At 66.1% G+C, this 15,484-nt stretch carries 14 protein-coding genes; 8 read left to right on the forward strand and 6 right to left on the reverse strand.

The window, feature by feature from the left end; genetic code table 11:
• Positions 1–74: 74 nt before the first annotated feature.
• Complete coding sequence (gene hslU / locus TEP_RS02680; protein WP_132824136.1) at positions 75–1,451, forward strand: ATP-dependent protease ATPase subunit HslU; 1,377 nt, start codon at positions 75–77, stop codon at positions 1,449–1,451.
• A 146-nt stretch (positions 1,452–1,597) separates the two neighbouring features.
• Here the strand turns inward: hslU and smeT are convergent, their stop codons facing one another.
• Positions 1,598–2,257 (reverse strand): efflux transporter SmeDEF transcriptional repressor SmeT, encoded by a 660-nt coding sequence (gene smeT, locus TEP_RS02685; RefSeq protein WP_025877280.1) that lies wholly within the window; start codon positions 2,255–2,257, stop codon positions 1,598–1,600.
• 227 nt (positions 2,258–2,484) lie between these two features.
• Here smeT and smeD point away from each other — a divergent pair, with 227 nt between their 5' ends.
• From smeD to smeF, 3 genes are all read left to right on the forward strand, one after another.
• Entirely contained in the window at positions 2,485–3,666 is a 1,182-nt protein-coding gene (gene smeD, locus TEP_RS02690) for a multidrug efflux RND transporter periplasmic adaptor subunit SmeD (protein ID WP_132824138.1), read from the forward strand.
• A gap of 12 nt (positions 3,667–3,678) precedes the next feature.
• Positions 3,679–6,804, forward strand: a complete 3,126-nt coding sequence (gene smeE / locus TEP_RS02695) for a multidrug efflux RND transporter permease subunit SmeE (RefSeq protein ID WP_132824140.1) — start codon at positions 3,679–3,681, stop codon at positions 6,802–6,804.
• Positions 6,805–6,901: 97 nt separating this feature from the next.
• Positions 6,902–8,287 carry a multidrug efflux RND transporter outer membrane subunit SmeF gene (gene smeF, locus TEP_RS02700; protein WP_132824142.1) on the forward strand — a complete coding sequence of 462 codons (1,386 nt, stop codon included), beginning with the start codon at positions 6,902–6,904 and terminating at the stop codon, positions 8,285–8,287.
• A 103-nt stretch (positions 8,288–8,390) separates the two neighbouring features.
• Here the strand turns inward: smeF and TEP_RS02705 are convergent, their stop codons facing one another.
• The 5 genes from TEP_RS02705 to TEP_RS02725 all read right to left on the reverse strand — a co-directional run bounded on the left by TEP_RS02705 (position 8,391) and on the right by TEP_RS02725 (position 10,917).
• Positions 8,391–8,843 carry a transposase gene (locus TEP_RS02705; RefSeq protein ID WP_132824144.1) on the reverse strand — a complete coding sequence of 151 codons (453 nt, stop codon included), beginning with the start codon at positions 8,841–8,843 and terminating at the stop codon, positions 8,391–8,393.
• A 264-nt stretch (positions 8,844–9,107) separates the two neighbouring features.
• Complete coding sequence (locus TEP_RS02710) at positions 9,108–9,530, reverse strand: low affinity iron permease family protein (protein ID WP_132824146.1); 423 nt, start codon at positions 9,528–9,530, stop codon at positions 9,108–9,110.
• A gap of 72 nt (positions 9,531–9,602) precedes the next feature.
• Complete coding sequence (locus TEP_RS02715; RefSeq protein WP_089236961.1) at positions 9,603–9,929, reverse strand: hypothetical protein; 327 nt, start codon at positions 9,927–9,929, stop codon at positions 9,603–9,605.
• Positions 9,930–10,004: 75 nt separating this feature from the next.
• Positions 10,005–10,265 carry a hypothetical protein gene (locus TEP_RS02720; RefSeq protein WP_132824147.1) on the reverse strand — a complete coding sequence of 87 codons (261 nt, stop codon included), beginning with the start codon at positions 10,263–10,265 and terminating at the stop codon, positions 10,005–10,007.
• A 199-nt stretch (positions 10,266–10,464) separates the two neighbouring features.
• A complete protein-coding gene (locus TEP_RS02725; protein ID WP_005411083.1) occupies positions 10,465–10,917 on the reverse strand; it encodes a nucleoside deaminase in 453 nt (150 codons plus the stop codon).
• Positions 10,918–10,997: 80 nt separating this feature from the next.
• On the opposite strand from TEP_RS02725, the gene ubiE reads away from it, so the two are divergent.
• The 4 genes from ubiE (at position 10,998) to TEP_RS02745 (ending at position 15,347) form a co-directional block, all read left to right on the forward strand.
• On the forward strand, positions 10,998–11,759 hold the full coding sequence (ubiE, locus tag TEP_RS02730) for a bifunctional demethylmenaquinone methyltransferase/2-methoxy-6-polyprenyl-1,4-benzoquinol methylase UbiE (protein WP_025877269.1): 762 nt from the start codon (positions 10,998–11,000) through the stop codon (positions 11,757–11,759).
• Positions 11,760–11,937: 178 nt separating this feature from the next.
• Positions 11,938–13,866, forward strand: a complete 1,929-nt coding sequence (locus TEP_RS02735) for a M1 family metallopeptidase (protein ID WP_132824149.1) — start codon at positions 11,938–11,940, stop codon at positions 13,864–13,866.
• 126 nt (positions 13,867–13,992) lie between these two features.
• On the forward strand, positions 13,993–14,724 hold the full coding sequence (locus TEP_RS02740) for a hypothetical protein (RefSeq protein ID WP_132824151.1): 732 nt from the start codon (positions 13,993–13,995) through the stop codon (positions 14,722–14,724).
• A complete protein-coding gene (locus TEP_RS02745) occupies positions 14,712–15,347 on the forward strand; it encodes an HAD family hydrolase (RefSeq protein WP_240790621.1) in 636 nt (211 codons plus the stop codon). The genes TEP_RS02740 and TEP_RS02745 overlap by 13 nt, the downstream gene beginning before the upstream one ends.
• Positions 15,348–15,484: the final 137 nt, after the last annotated feature.

Here is a 15,484-nt window from a genome sequence, read left to right on the forward strand (position 1 = left end):
GGGAGCCGTCACACGCATTCCTGATCCGCCGGGCATGGCCCGGCGCTACCGACAACGCATTCGTGAGCACACCCATGCCGCACAAGATCGAAGTTTCCTCCGCCACCATGACCCCGCGCGAGATCGTGCAGGAGCTGGACCGGCACATCGTTGGCCAGCACGACGCCAAGCGCGCGGTCGCCATCGCCCTGCGCAACCGCTGGCGCCGCATGCAGCTGCAGCCCGAGCTGCGCAACGAGGTCATGCCCAAGAACATCCTGATGATCGGCCCGACCGGTGTCGGCAAGACCGAGATTGCACGCCGCCTGGCCACGCTGGCCAACGCGCCGTTCGTCAAGGTCGAAGCGACCCGCTTCACCGAAGTCGGTTATGTCGGCAAGGATGTCGAGCAGATCATCCGTGACCTGGCCGATACCGCCGTCAAGCTGTACCGCGAGCAGGCCAAGGTGCGCGTGCGCACGCAGGCCGAAGAGCGCGCCGAAGACCGCATCCTCGATGCGCTGCTGCCGCGCCGCAGCGGTGGTATCGGCTTCGACCCGGAGGCTGCGCGCAACGAACCGTCGGCGCAGGACAACGAGACCCGCATCAAGTTCCGCAAGATGCTGCGCAACGGTGAGCTGGATGATCGCGAGATCGAGCTCGACCTGACCGCCAACGTCAGCATGGACATCATGACCCCGCCGGGCATGGAGGAAATGGGCCAGCAGCTGAAGTCGATGTTCGCCAACCTCGGTGGTGGCGCCAAGGCGCACAAGCGCACGCTGACCATCAAGGCCGCGCGCCCGCTGCTGCAGGAAGAAGAGGCCGGCAAGCTGGTCAACGAGGATGACATCCGCACCGCCGCGATCGAGGCCTGTGAACAGCACGGCATCGTGTTCATCGACGAGATCGACAAGGTCGCCAAGCGGGGTGACAACGTGGGTGGTGGCGATGTCTCGCGCGAAGGCGTGCAGCGCGATCTGCTGCCGCTGGTGGAAGGTTCCAACGTGTCCACCAAGTACGGCACGATCAAGACCGACCACATCCTGTTCATCGCATCGGGTGCGTTCCACCTGGCCAAGCCCAGCGACCTGATCCCGGAACTGCAGGGTCGCTTCCCGATCCGCGTGGAGCTGGGTGCGCTGAGCAAGGCTGATTTCATTCGCATCCTGACCGAACCCAAGGCCGCGCTGACCAAGCAGTACGAAGCGCTGCTGGCCACCGAAGGCGTGAAGGTCAGCTTCACCACCGATGCCATCGACCGCCTGGCCGAGATCGCCTTCCAGGTGAACGAGCGTCAGGAGAACATCGGTGCGCGCCGTCTGCACACCGTGCTCGAGCGCCTGCTGGATTCGCTCAGCTACGAAGCACCCGACCGCGATGGTGAAACCCTGGCCATCGACAGCGCCTATGTCGATGCGCACCTGGGTGAGCTGGTGCAGGACCCGGACCTGAGCCGTTACATCCTGTAACCGGGAATGCGAAAAGGCCGCCGAAAGGCGGCCTTTTCGTTTATGCCCGTTACGTACAGGACCGCGCTGCGCGCTCGCCGGGCATGGCCCGGCGCTACCGGAGATCCGGCCACAAGGGTAGCGCCGGGCCATGCCCGGTGGCGCCGTCACGCTTCCGGCAGCGGCTCGGGCACCGAACCCGGTACGAACACGCCTTCCTTCACGTAGGCGGCCAGGGTCATGTCCAGCGCCAGCATGCCGTCGCGCTTGAGGTCCATCAGGTCCGGTTCGACCATCGCCCCGTGCAGCACGCCGAGCACGGTGGCGTGCAGCATGCGCGCGGCGATCTTCGGGTCGGCGCCGTCGCGCAGCTGGCCCAGGTCCTGGGCACGGCGCAGGGCGCGCTCCATGCGGTCCAGGGCATCGCGGAAGCCGCTCTGCTGCAGTTCGGTCAGCACCCTGGTGTCGGCCGAGGCATCGCTGCGCAGCATGATCTCCATGGTCTTGCGCAGGCGCTCGTCCTCGGACAGCTCGATGAACGAGTGGATCATCACCGCGCGCAGGTCATGCACCGGCGTGTCGCGCTGGTCGGTGGAGGTGCGCTCCAGCTCCTGCATGAAGGGCAGGTGCACCCGCTCGACGATCGCGGTCAGCACCTCGCCCTTGTTCTTGAAATGCCAGTACACGGCGCCGCGGGTGTAGCCGGCGCGGGCACCGATCATCTCCAGCGTGGTCCGGGCCACGCCGTGTTCGTGGAAACAGGCTTCGGCGGCATCCAGGATGCCTTCGCGGGTTGCCTGGGTGTCCTCTTTGGTCTTGCGGGCCATGAGCGGGTACGAGTGCAGGTGAAACGTGGCTGAATTGTACCGGTTTACAAACAAACACGCATGTATGTATATTTCCCTCCCATCATTCCCGTCGTGTGCGTGGCATGCCTGTTCAGGCTTCCCGCGCCGCCCGGGTGGGCGCTGTCCGTGCGGCCTTCCCTCCAGCAAGGAGAGGGGCGCCTTGTCGGCCCCTGCTGAGATCCCTCCCTTCAAGAGCCATTCCCATCATGTTGCTGAGCCGAATCCGACCCTTCGCGTTGTCGCTGGCGATCGCTGCCACCGTCGCTGCCTGCGGCGGCCAACCCCAGGCGCCCGAACAGGGGCCGGGCCAGGTCAGCGTGGTCACGCTGAAGTCCGAGACCGTCGGGTTGACCCGTGAGCTGCCGGGCCGCACCAACGCCTTCCTGGTGGCCGAAGTGCGCCCGCAGGTCAATGGCATCGTCGCCAAGCGCCTGTTCACCGAGGGTGGGATGGTCAAGGCCGGCGAGCCGCTGTACCAGATCGAGGACGCCAGCTACCGCGCCCAGGCCAACAGTGCCCGTGCACAGCTGGCCCGTGCGGAGGCCACCGCCAATGCTGCCCGCCTGAGCGCCAAGCGCATCACCGAGCTGGCCAAGGTCGACGCGGTCAGCCAGCAGGATCTGGAAAACGCCGTGGCTGCGCAGAAGCAGGCCGAGGCCGACGTCGGTGCCGCCAAGGCAGCGCTGGATGCCGCCAACGTGACCCTCGGCTATGCGCGCATCACCGCGCCGATCAGCGGCCGCATCGGCAAGTCCAGCGTCACCCAGGGCGCGCTGGTCAGCGCCGGCCAGGCCACGGCGCTGGCAACCGTGCAGCAGCTGGACCCGATCTACGTCGACCTGACCCAGTCCTCGGCCGAACTGCTGCAGCTGCGCCGCGAACTGGCCGCCGGCCGCCTGCAGGACAACCAGCAGACGCCGGTCAGCATCCTGATGGAAGACGGCAGCACCTTCGAACACAAGGGCACACTGGAGTTCTCCGAAGTCAGCGTCGATCCGGCCACCGGCAGCTTCGCGCTGCGGGTCAAGGTCGACAACCCCGATGGCCTGCTGATGCCGGGCATGTACGTGCGCGCAGTGATCGGCGGCGGTGTGCGCAGCGATGCGGTGCTGGTGCCGATGCAGGGCATCGCCCGCGATCCGAAGGGCGATACCAGTGCAATGGTGGTCGGCAAGGACAACAAGGTCGAAGTGCGCCCGGTCAAGGTCAGCCGCACCGTCGGCGACAAGTGGCTGGTCGAGGACGGCCTGAAGGCCGGCGACAAGGTCATCGTCGAAGGCCTGCAGAAGATCGGCCCGGGCATGCCCGTGAATGCCACCGAACAGGGCGCCGCCCCGGCCAAGCCGGCCGCCGCCCAACCTGCAGCTGCGGCCGCAGGCGCGAAGTAAGCGGAGAACTCCATGGCACGTTTCTTCATCGATCGACCCATCTTCGCGTGGGTCATCGCGATCATCATCATGCTCGCCGGCGGCCTGGCCCTGTTCAAGCTGCCGATCTCGATGTACCCCAACGTCGCACCGCCGGCGGTGGAAATCAGCGCCAGCTACCCGGGTGCTTCGGCCAAGGTGGTCGAAGACTCGGTGACGCAGATCATCGAGCAGAACATGAAGGGCCTTGATGGCCTGATCTATTTCTCCTCCAACAGCTCGTCCAACGGCCAGGCCACCATCACCCTGACCTTCGAGAGCGGGACCAACCCCGACATCGCCCAGGTGCAGGTGCAGAACAAGCTGCAGCTGGCGATGCCACTGCTGCCGCAGGAAGTGCAGCGGCAGGGCATCAACGTGGCCAAGTCCAGCTCGGGCTTCCTGAACGTCATCGCGTTCGTGTCCGAAGACGGCAGCATGGATGCCAACGACATCTCCGACTACGTCGGTTCCAACGTCGTGGACCGTCTCAGCCGCGTTCCCGGCGTGGGCAACATCCAGGTGTTCGGTGGCAAGTACGCCATGCGCATCTGGCTGGACCCGAACAAGCTGCACACCTACGGCATCTCGGTGCCGGAAGTGGTCGCTGCGGTGAAGGCACAGAACGCGCAGGTGGCCATCGGCCAGCTGGGTGGTGCGCCGTCGGTGAAGGGCCAGCAGCTCAACGCCACCATCAACGCGCAGTCGCGCCTGCAGACCCCCGAACAGTTCCGCAACATCATCGTGCGCGGTGCGCAGGACGGTGCCGAACTGCGCCTGGGCGATGTAGCCCGCGTCGAGCTGGGCGCCGAGTCGTACGACTTCGTCACCCGCTACAACGGGCAGCCGGCCAGCGGCCTGGCGGTCACCCTGGCCACCGGCGCCAACGCGCTGGATACCGCTGCCGGTGTGGATGCCGCGCTGGAAGACATGAAGAGCTTCTTCCCGGCCGGGTTGAAGGCCGAGATCCCGTACGACACCACCCCGTTCGTGCGCGTGTCGATCAAGGGCGTGGTGCAGACCCTGCTCGAAGCGATCGTGCTGGTGTTCGTGGTGATGTACCTGTTCCTGCAGAACTTCCGCGCCACCCTGATCCCGACCATCGCCGTGCCGGTGGTGCTGCTGGGCACCTTCGGCGTGCTGTCGGTGCTGGGCTTCTCGGTGAACATGCTGACCATGTTCGCGATGGTGCTGGCCATCGGCCTGCTGGTGGACGATGCCATCGTGGTGGTGGAGAACGTCGAGCGCATCATGTCCGAAGAGGGCCTGTCGCCGCTGGAAGCCACCCGCAAGTCGATGAGCCAGATCACCGGCGCCCTGGTCGGTATCGGCCTGGTGCTGTCGGCGGTGTTCGTGCCGATGGCTTTCATGAGCGGCTCCACCGGCGTGATCTACCGGCAGTTCTCGGCGACGATCGTGTCGGCGATGGCATTGTCGGTGCTGGTCGCGATCGTGCTGACGCCAGCGCTGTGCGCGACCATGCTCAAGCCGCTGAAGAAGGGCGAGCACCATGTCGCCCACCGCGGCTTCGCCGGTCGCTTCTTCAACGGCTTCAACCGTGGCTTCGACCGCACCAGCGAGAGCTACCAGCGCGGCGTGCGCGGCATCCTGCACCGTCCGTGGCGGTTCATGGGCATTGTGGCCGCGCTGTTCCTGCTGATGGGCGTGCTGTTCGTGCGCCTGCCCAGCTCGTTCCTGCCCAACGAAGACCAGGGCGTGCTGATGGCGCTGGTGCAGGCACCGGTGGGCGCGACCCAGGAGCGCACGCTGGAATCGATCGCCGCGCTCGAAAAGCACTTCATGGAAAACGAGAAGGGGGCCGTCGAGTCGGTGTTCTCGGTGCAGGGCTTCAGCTTCGCCGGCATGGGCCAGAATGCGGGCATGGCCTTCGTCAAGTTGAAGGACTGGAAGGATCGTGACGCCGACAACGGGGTGATGCCGATCACCGGACGTGCGATGGCCGCGCTGGGGCAGATCAAGGATGCCTTCATCTTTGCCTTCCCGCCGCCGGCCATTCCGGAACTGGGCACGGCCTCCGGCTACACCTTCTTCCTGAAGGACAACAGCGGTCAGGGCCACGAGGCATTGCTGGCGGCCCGCAACCAGCTGCTGGGCCTGGCGGCCGGCAGCAAGAAGCTGGCCAACGTGCGACCGAACGGCCAGGAAGACACCCCGCAGTTCCGCATCGATATCGATGTGGCCAAGGCCAGCTCGCTGGGCCTGTCGATCGACCAGATCAACACCACCCTGGCCACCGCGTGGGGCAGCTCGTACATCGATGACTTCATCGACCGTGGCCGCGTCAAGCGCGTGTTCGTGCAGGCTGACCAACCGTTCCGCATGGTGCCGGAGGACTTCGATCTCTGGTCGGTGAAGAACGACAAGGGCGAGATGGTTCCGTTCAGCGCCTTCGCCAGCAAGCATTGGGACTACGGCTCGCCGCGCCTTGAACGCTACAACGGCGTGTCGGCTACCGAAATCCAGGGCGAACCGGCCCCGGGCGTGGCGTCCGGTGATGCCATGGCCGAGATCGAACAGCTGGCCAAGCAGTTGCCGGCGGGCTTCGGCGTCGAGTGGACCGCGATGTCCTACCAGGAACGCCAAGCGGGCTCGCAGACGCCGCTGCTGTACACGCTGTCGCTGATGATCGTGTTCCTGTGCCTTGCCGCGTTGTATGAAAGCTGGAGCGTGCCGACCTCGGTGCTGCTGGTGGCACCGCTGGGTATTCTCGGTGCGGTGCTGGCCAATACCTTCCGTGGCATGGAGCGCGACATCTATTTCCAGGTGGCGATGCTTACCACGGTGGGCCTGACCAGCAAGAACGCGATCCTGATCGTCGAGTTTGCCAAGGAGCATCTGGAGAAGGGCGCGGGGCTGATCGAAGCGACGATGCACGCGGTCCGCGACCGCCTGCGCCCGATCATCATGACCTCGCTGGCCTTCGGCATGGGCGTGCTGCCGCTGGCGATCTCCAGTGGTGCCGGCTCCGGTGCCAAGCAGGCGATCGGTACCGGCGTGCTCGGCGGCATGGTGGTAGGCACCGTGCTCGGCGTGTTCTTCGTGCCGCTGTTCTTCGTCGTGGTGCAGCGCGTGTTCAAGAAGCGCAACGCCACCGAGTGATGAAAACCGGTAGCGCCGGGCCANGCCCGGCGCATGCCTCACCGCATGGTCGCCGGGCCCGGCCCGGCGCTACCACCGTGCCCCCCAAGGTGTCGCTATGAAATTCTCTTCTCTTGCAGCATCCCTTGCCACCGCGCTGGCGCTCAGCGCGTGCGGCACCCTGGCGCCGAAGAACACCGCAGTGGCCCCGGCCATTCCGTCGCAGTGGCCGGCTGAAGCCGCGCAGGGCGAAGTGGCCGATGCGGCCGCGGTCGGCTGGCGTGACTTCTTCACCGACGAGCGCCTGCAGCAGGTGATCGGCCAGGCGCTGGACAACAACCGCGACCTGCGCGTGGCCGTGCTCAACGTCGAAAAGGCGCGTGGCCAGTACCGCGTGCAGCGCGCAGACCGCGTACCGGGCGTGGCCGTGACCGGGCAGATGGACCGCCGCGGTGGCGACGTGCCGGTCACCGAGCAGTTCAGTGCGGGCGTCGGCGTGGCCGAGTTCGAACTGGACCTGTTCGGCCGCGTGCGCAACCTGAGCGAGGCCGCGCTGCAGCAGTACTTCGCTGTAGCCGCCAATCGCCGCAACGCGCAGCTGAGCCTGGTGGCCGAGACCGCCACCGCCTGGTTGACCTACGGTGCCGACGCGCAACAGTTGAAGATCGCCGAAGCCACGGTGAAGACCTATGAAGATTCGCTGCGCCTGGCCGAAGCGCGCCATGAGCGTGGTGGCAGTTCGGGGTTGGAACTGACCCAGACCCGCACCCTGGTCGAGACCGCGCGCACCGATGCCGCACGCCTGCGTGGACAGCTGGCCCAGGACCGCAACGCGCTGGCGCTGCTGGCCGGTGGCCAGCTGGATCCGGCTCTGCTGCCGGACAGCATCTCACCGCAGGTGCTTGCGTTGGCACCACCGCCGGCTGGCCTGCCCAGCGACGTGCTGCTGCAGCGCCCGGACATCATGGCCGCGGAGCATCAGCTGTTGGCGGCCAATGCCAACATCGGTGCCGCACGCGCTGCGTTCTTCCCCAGCATCTCGCTGACCGGCAGCATCGGCAGTGGCTCGGGTGAATTGTCCGGCCTGTTCGACAGCGGCACGCGGATGTGGAGCTTCCTGCCGAAGATCACCTTGCCGATCTTCCAGGGCGGCAAGCTGCGCGCGAACCTGGCGGTGGCCAACGCCGATCGCGATATCGCGCTGGCGCAGTACGAAAAATCGATCCAGAGCGGTTTCCGCGAAACCGCCGATGCGCTGGCATTGAATGTCAGCCTGGATGAGCAGGTGGCCTCGCAGCAGCGCCTGGTGGAAGCGGCCGAGCAGGCCAACCGCCTGTCGCAGGCGCGCTATGACGCGGGGCTGGACAGCTTCGTTACCCTGCTGGACGCACGGCGTACCGCCTACAGCGCGCAGCAGAGTCAGCTGCAGACACAGCTGGCACAGCACGCCAACCGCATCACGCTGTACAAGGTGCTGGGCGGCGGCTGGCACGAGCGCGGGTAAGCGCGCAGACCGGTAGCGCCGGGCCATGCCCGGCGGCCTTCCCGCTCGGTGTCACGGTGTCTGCTGCGTTCCGCGTTCCGCGCTCGCCGGGTATGGCCCGTCGCTACCGCATCGACCAGCGGCACCACGCAAAGGGATACTCATCCAACTGGTGGGTGAGTCCCGCCCGAATGGGATTGCCCAGGATGTAGAGAGCGTGACGCCTCAAGGCTTCCTCATGACGCACCGTATGGTCAAAGTAGCTGGGCTGCCAAAGCGGTGTATCCACTCCGAACTGTTGCCCCAAGTGTCTGCTGCTGCGTGACTTCACCGTTCCCATCAGTCGGGCAAGTGTTCCACTGCGCAGTTGCACCAGCCAGTGGAGATGATCGGGCATGATGACCCATGCAAAGGAGTGGCTCATGCCTGCACGTTCCACGAACCGCAGCGCTTCCAGCAGGCATGCGGCATGGTCGGGGTCTTCGAAAACCCGACGCCGCTGCCGTACGACAGTGGTGAGCACATAGCAGCTATCGACCCGCGAATCGCGGCCACGCGCAAGATGACGACTGGACATGAAGCCAGTCTGTTGGGAACAGCATGTCTGCTGGCATCGGCAATCGCCACCGATTCTTGTGGGGATCCTCCAGTCTGCGCACGGGTTGAGCGCCATCCGTATGGGGACACTGCGGTAGCACCGGGCCATGCCCGGCGGNTTTCCCGTTNGGTGTNCACGGTGTCTGCTGCGTTCCGCGCTGCGCGCTCGNCGGGCATGGCCCGGCGCTACNAGAGNGGGGANTTCCCGGTAGCNCCGGGCCATGCCCGGCGAGCGTTGCTGCCGTCACACCGCTTCGTCATCGCGCCGCTCGGTGCGGCAGGCGCGTACCCGCGTCAATGCGTCGCCGGCTTCGCGCGCCATTCTTTCGTACTCGGCGCGGATCTCTTCCAGACGCTCTTCGTCCAGCTCTTCCAGGTCCAGCAACTCGTTGTTGGCCTCGGCGGTGGCGCGGATCAGTTCATCCAGCTTGATCTGCATCGCGGCCGTGTCCGAGTTCTGCGTGTGCTGGATCAGGAACACCATCAGGAAGGTGATGATGGTGGTGCCGGTGTTGATTACCAGCTGCCAGGTGTCGTTGAACTTGAATATCGGGCCGGTGATGCCCCACAGCACCACGATCGACACAGCAGCCAGGAAGGTCCACGGCGAGCCGGTGGCGGCCGCGGCCTTCTTGGCGATCGTATTGAACAGGTTCCTTGCGCTCATCGTCATCGTTCCACGGGAATGGCGACGATCATCGGCCCATGGCCGTGCAGGTACCGTGCAGCGGCTGTGGACTCAGGCGCGCAGGCGCGGTGCTTCCTGGCTGCGCACCGGGCTGGCCAGGTAAACGTGTTGCCAGCAGCGTTCAACGAATTCGCGCGCCTGCGCTTCAGTCAGGCGCGGCATGATCTGCAGGGCGTACTGGGTCTGGAACAGCTCGTCGCGCTGGGCATTGCTGGCGCGTGGCTGGGTGATCAGCGAATCACAGGCAAACTTGATCCACGGGACATAGGTGCCGAACGAGGTGTGCGCGAGTGCGCCATCGGCGTGCTGGCGGCGCCAGTAATCCAGCTCCGCATCGACATTGATGACAGGGGGAATGGCGGGAACTTCAGCGTGCATGACAATCCAATCGGTTGGAGGTGAAGGGAGTGGGGGTCCCATTACAGTGTGGCCCGGGCGGCGGTGCATGCCGCGTCAGCGCGATGTGGAGCCAGCGTGGCGATGGCGCAGCAGCTGCGCGTGTTCAACCGCGCCCAGCTGTTCGGCCATGGCGGCCATCGCATTGCACAGGCGTACCAGATCGCGGGGGTGGTCGTGCAGCAGATCCTGCTGCATGTCCTGGTAGGCACTCCAGAACGGGGCACTGCGCTGGTGCAGCGCGTATTGCTGCTGCAGTCGGCTCCAGATCGCGGCCAAGGCGGGGTCACAGCGGGGACGTACGGCATGCGCTTGCATGGTCGGCTCCAATCCGGGGCGGGGGCCCGGTTGCAGCCCACCCTAGACGTCGCTGCGCAGCAGGATGTTAGTGGCGTGTGTTGACTGCACGCAGCTGACTGCGCAGCAGTTCACGTTGAAGCGTGCAGACGCTGCCGGCACAAGGCTGTGCCGGCACTGAAGCGTTCATCAAGGCGGGCTCATCAGCCGTGGCGGAGGCTCATTCGCCGATGTCTTCGTTCCAGATTTCCGGATGTTGCGCAATGAAACCGCCAAGCAGGTCCACGCATTCCTGGCTGTCCAGGTCGATCACGTTGACGCCGTTTTCCCGCAGCCAGTCGATGCCGCCCTGGAAAGTGCGCGATTCGCCGACCACCACCGTGCCGATGTTGAACTGCCGCACCAGGCCCGAGCAGTACCAGCAGGGAGCCAGGGTCGTGACCATGATGGTGTCCTGGTAGCGGCGCTGGCGGCCGGCCTTGCGGAAGGCATCGGTTTCGCCATGCACGGACGGATCACCTTCCTGCACGCGGCGGTTGTGGCCGCAGCCGAGCAGGCGGCCGTCGTTGTGGTACAGCGCCGCGCCGATCGGCACACCGCCCTCGGCCAAGCCTTGGCGGGCTTCGGCAATGGCGGTCTGCAGCAGGGCCTGGTAGTCGGGCGTGGTGATCATGCGGGGCTCCGGTAGGTCGTGGGGCGCCATGATACGGCCAGCGTTCCCCGCAGGGGCCCGGCGGTGCGATAATCGGGGGCATGAGCGAATCCCCCTACAAATCCGGTACCACCCATTTCGGGTTCCGCGACGTTGACGCCAAGGACAAGCAGAAGCTGGTCGGCCAGGTGTTCACGTCGGTCGCGCGCAACTACGACCTGATGAACGACCTGATGAGCATGGGCGTGCACCGGGCATGGAAGCGCTACTACGTCGCCACCGCGCAGGTGAAGCCGGGCGACCGCGTGCTCGACCTGGCCGGTGGCACCGGCGATATCGCCGCGCTGCTGAAAGAGCGCGTCGGTGCCGAGGGCTCGGTGGTGCTGGGCGACATCAACGCCGGCATGCTGTCGGTCGGCCGTGACCGCCTGACCAACCGCGGCCTGGTGCTGGGCCTGGACTACGTGCAGTGCAACGCCGAGGCCCTGCCGTTCCCGGACAACAGTTTCGACCTGGTGACCATCGCCTTTGGTCTGCGTAACGTGACCGACAAGGACGCTGGCCTGCGCGAGATGTTCCGCGTGCTGAAGGTGGGCGGCCAGGCCCGCGTGCTGGAGTTCTCCGAAGTCACTGCCGACTGGTTCAAGCCGATCTACGACTTCCACTCGTTCAAGATCCTGCCGAAGCTGGGCAAGCTGTTTGCCAACGATTCGGACAGCTACCAGTACCTGGCCGAGAGCATCCGCAAGCATCCGCCGCAGGAAGAGCTGAAGGCGATGATGGGGCAGGCCGGCTTCGAGCGCTGCCACTACAAGAACCTGACCGGCGGCATCGTCTCGATCCACTCCGGCTACAAGCTGTAAGCCTTGACGGTCGCCGGGCACGGCCCGGCGCTACCACGCAACGCCCCGGTACCCGTCGGTAGCGCCGGGCCGTGCCCGGCGAGCGCGCTGCGCATCGGCCGTTACCCTGCACCGCGCAACGCTTCCCGGCCGGGGGAGAGGTACCATTGGGGTTTGTTCCCCGTAACGGTCCCGATTCATGCGCAATCCGCTGATGCTCCTTCCGCTGGCCGTGGCCCTGGCCGCCGGCTGCTCCCAGGAGGCGGCTGCACCCGCCGCCGCCCCGACTGCCCAGAAGGCTCCCGCCGCCCCCGTGAACGCCGAAAACCGCAGCCACGATGAAAGCTCGTACGCCGAGCCGGACAAGGTCGTCGTCAAGGACATCGCGCTGGACCTGAAGCTGGACTTCGACCAGAAGCAGATCGGCGGCACCGCCACCTACACCCTGGAATGGAAGCAGAAGGACGCCAAGCAGCTGGTGCTGGACACCCGCGAGCTGAGCATCGCCAAGGTCGAAGCGATCGCCGCTGACGGCGCGCGCAGCCCGCTGCAGTTCGTGCTGGCCCCGGCCGACAAGGTGTTCGGCAGCAAGCTGACCATCGAAACCCCGGAACAGCCGGCCAAGGTCGAAGTGACCTACCACACCGCACCGACCGCTTCGGGCCTGCAATGGCTGGCGCCGTCGATGACCGAGGGCAAGAAGCTGCCCTTCATGTTCAGCCAGTCGCAGGCGATCCACGCCCGTTCCTGGGTACCGCTGCAGGACACCCCGAGCGTGCGCTTCACCTACAGCGCGCACGTGGTCTCGCGCCCGGACGTGATGGTGCTGATGAGCGCCGACAACGATCCCAAGGCCGCGCGTGACGGTGACTACACCTTCAAGATGCCGCAGCCGATTCCGTCCTACCTGCTGGCCATTGCTGCCGGTGACCTCGTGTTCGAGCCGATCTCCGGCCGGTCCGGCGTCTGGGCCGAGCCGACCATGGTCAACAAGGCCGCCAAGGAATTCGAAGACACCGAGAAGATGATCGGTGCCGCCGAGAAGCTGTACGGCGAATACCGCTGGGGCCGCTACGACATGCTGGTGCTGCCGCCGTCGTTCCCGTTCGGCGGCATGGAAAACCCGCGCCTGACCTTCGCCACGCCGACCGTGATCGTCGGCGACAAGTCGCTGGTCTCGCTGGTCGCCCATGAACTGGCACACAGCTGGTCGGGCAACCTGGTGACCAACGCCAGCTGGAAGGACATCTGGCTCAACGAAGGCTTCACCACCTACGTCCAGGGCCGCATCACCGAAGCCCTGTATGGCAAGGAGATGGCCGAAATGGAAAAGCAGATCGACCAGACCGATCTGCTGGCCGAAGTGAAGGACATGAGCCCTGCCGACCAGGCATTGGCGCTGCCGCCGCTGAACGAGCGTGACCCGGACGAAGCCCTGAGCCAGGTGGCCTACGTCAAGGGTTCGTGGTTCCTGGAATTCCTGGAACAGCGCTTCGGCCGCGAAACCTTCGACCCGTTCCTGCGCGGCTGGTTCGATGACCACGCCTTCCAGAGCGCCAACACCGACCAGTTCGTCGAGTACCTGAAGAAGAACCTGCTGCCGAAGAATCCGTCGGCGGTGACCGAGGCCGAACTGAAGGCGTGGCTGGACGAGCCGGGCATTCCGGCGTTCGCAGCCAAGGCGCAGTCGCGCAATTTCAGCAGCGTCGATACCGCGCGCATCGCCTTCGCCAGCGCCGGCACCGTGCCGAGCAGCCAGGTGATTGCCGAGTGGAGCACCCAGGAATGGGTCCGCTTCATCGACGGCCTGGGCGCCACCCAGCCGCTGGACAAGCTGGCCACGCTGGACAAGGCGTTCCACTTCACCGGCACCCCGAATGGCGAGATCGCCATGCGCTGGTACCCGCTGACCATCCGCAGCGGTTACGAGCAGGCCAATGAAGCGGCCGCTGCGTTCATCGAGCGTGTCGGCCGTCGCAAGCTGATCCTGCCGATCTACGCTGAACTGGTGAAGACCCCGAAGGGGCTGGAGCTGGCCAAGCAGGCGTTCGAGAAGGCCAAGCCGGGCTACCACCCGATCACCACCGCCTCGGTGCAGGACATGCTGGCCAAGGCCGAAGCCAAGTAAACGGTAGTGCCGGCCGCTGGCCGGCAACCTGATGCTGCTTCACCAGCAACGGCGGGGAAACCCGCCGTTGCTGTATCCGCTTTTCGCTGCCGATAGAATCGGAATGCACCCGTAAAGGACTCCGCCATGAAACGACTGATCCTGCTCACCGCCTGCACCTTGGCCCTGGCCGCCTGCAGCAACCCCGAGGAAGAACGCAAGGCGCAGGAGGCCGCTGCGGCCGCCGTGCAGGCACAGAAGGAAGCCAAGGCCGAAGACGTGGCCAAGCAGTACGACATGGCCGTGGCCGCGCAGGACTGGGAGCGCGCGCGCCTGCACGGTGCCGCGCTGCTGGACCAGTACAAGGACACCGCCGCCGCCGAGCGCATCGCCGCCGGCTTCGACGAGGTCAAGGCCAAGGGCGATGCCGCGCGCGATCTGCGCCGCATGCAGGCGCTGTGGCAGTACAACCAGATTCCGGTCGGCAGCAAGGGCAACCAGGTGTCGGCGCAGATCTTCAGCAAGGAACGGGTGGACGTGGATGGCAGCGGCGCCAAGCCGGTGCAGCTGGTGTTCCGCGACCACCCTGAATGGAAGCGTCATGCCTACCTGGTGCTGCAGGCCGGCGATTTCCGCTGCCCGCAGTGCACGGTGAAGGTCACCGTGGACGGCGGCAAGCCGGTCTCCATGGCGGCCTGGCGGCCGAAGACCGACGAGGCGATCGCCATGTTCATCACCGACCAGAAGGCGTTGTGGAAGCTGGCAGCCAAGGGCAAGTCGATCAGCATCGAGTTCCCGGTCAAGGCCGGTGGCACGCGCACGGCCGTGTTCGAGACCGGTGGCGTGGATGCCAGCCGCATGCCGGCGTGGTGGCGTTGACCGTGCAGGTACCGGCGGCTGCGTCGTCGCTGTCGGCGATCCGCCACTGGGTGTTCGACATGGATGGCACGCTGACCGTGGCGGTGCATGATTTTGCGCGGATCAAGCGCGAACTGGCGATTCCGCAGGAGGATGACATCCTCACCCATCTGGCCGGGTTGCCGGCCGCAGAGGCTGGCGCCAAGCACGCCTGGCTGCTGGCGCACGAGCGTGCGCTGGCCGCTGCTTCCCAGCCGGCAACGGGAGCGGTGGCGCTGGTACGCGCACTGCAGGGCGCCGGCTGCCGGCTGGGCATCCTGACCCGCAACGACCATGCGCTGGCGAAGCTGACCCTGGACGCGATCGGGGTCGGGGAGCTGTTCGACGATGCCGACATCATCGGCCGCGATGAAGCGGTGCCCAAGCCGTCGCCGGATGGCCTGCAGCAGCACCTGCGGCGTTGGGGTATCGCGCCTGCGCAGGCGGTGATGGTCGGTGACCACGCCTACGACCTGGAGTGCGGCCGCGCCGCGGGCACCCACACCGTGCTGGTCAACCTGCCGGAAAACCCGTGGCCGGGCCGTGCCGACTGGCATTTCGCAGATTGCCGCGCGCTGTTGGCGGCCTGGCAGCAGAGGGGGTAGTGCCGGCCGCTGGCCGGCAGTGTCGACCAAGGTCGACACCTACCAAGGCACAGCGTGTCGACCAAGGTCGACACCTACCAAGGCACAGCGTGTCGACCAAGGTCGACACCTACCAAGGCACAGCGTGTCGACCGACC

Origin of the sequence: Stenotrophomonas sp. TEPEL (genome assembly GCF_004348785.1) — a bacterium.
Taxonomy (GTDB): Bacteria; Pseudomonadota; Gammaproteobacteria; order Xanthomonadales; family Xanthomonadaceae; genus Stenotrophomonas; species Stenotrophomonas indicatrix.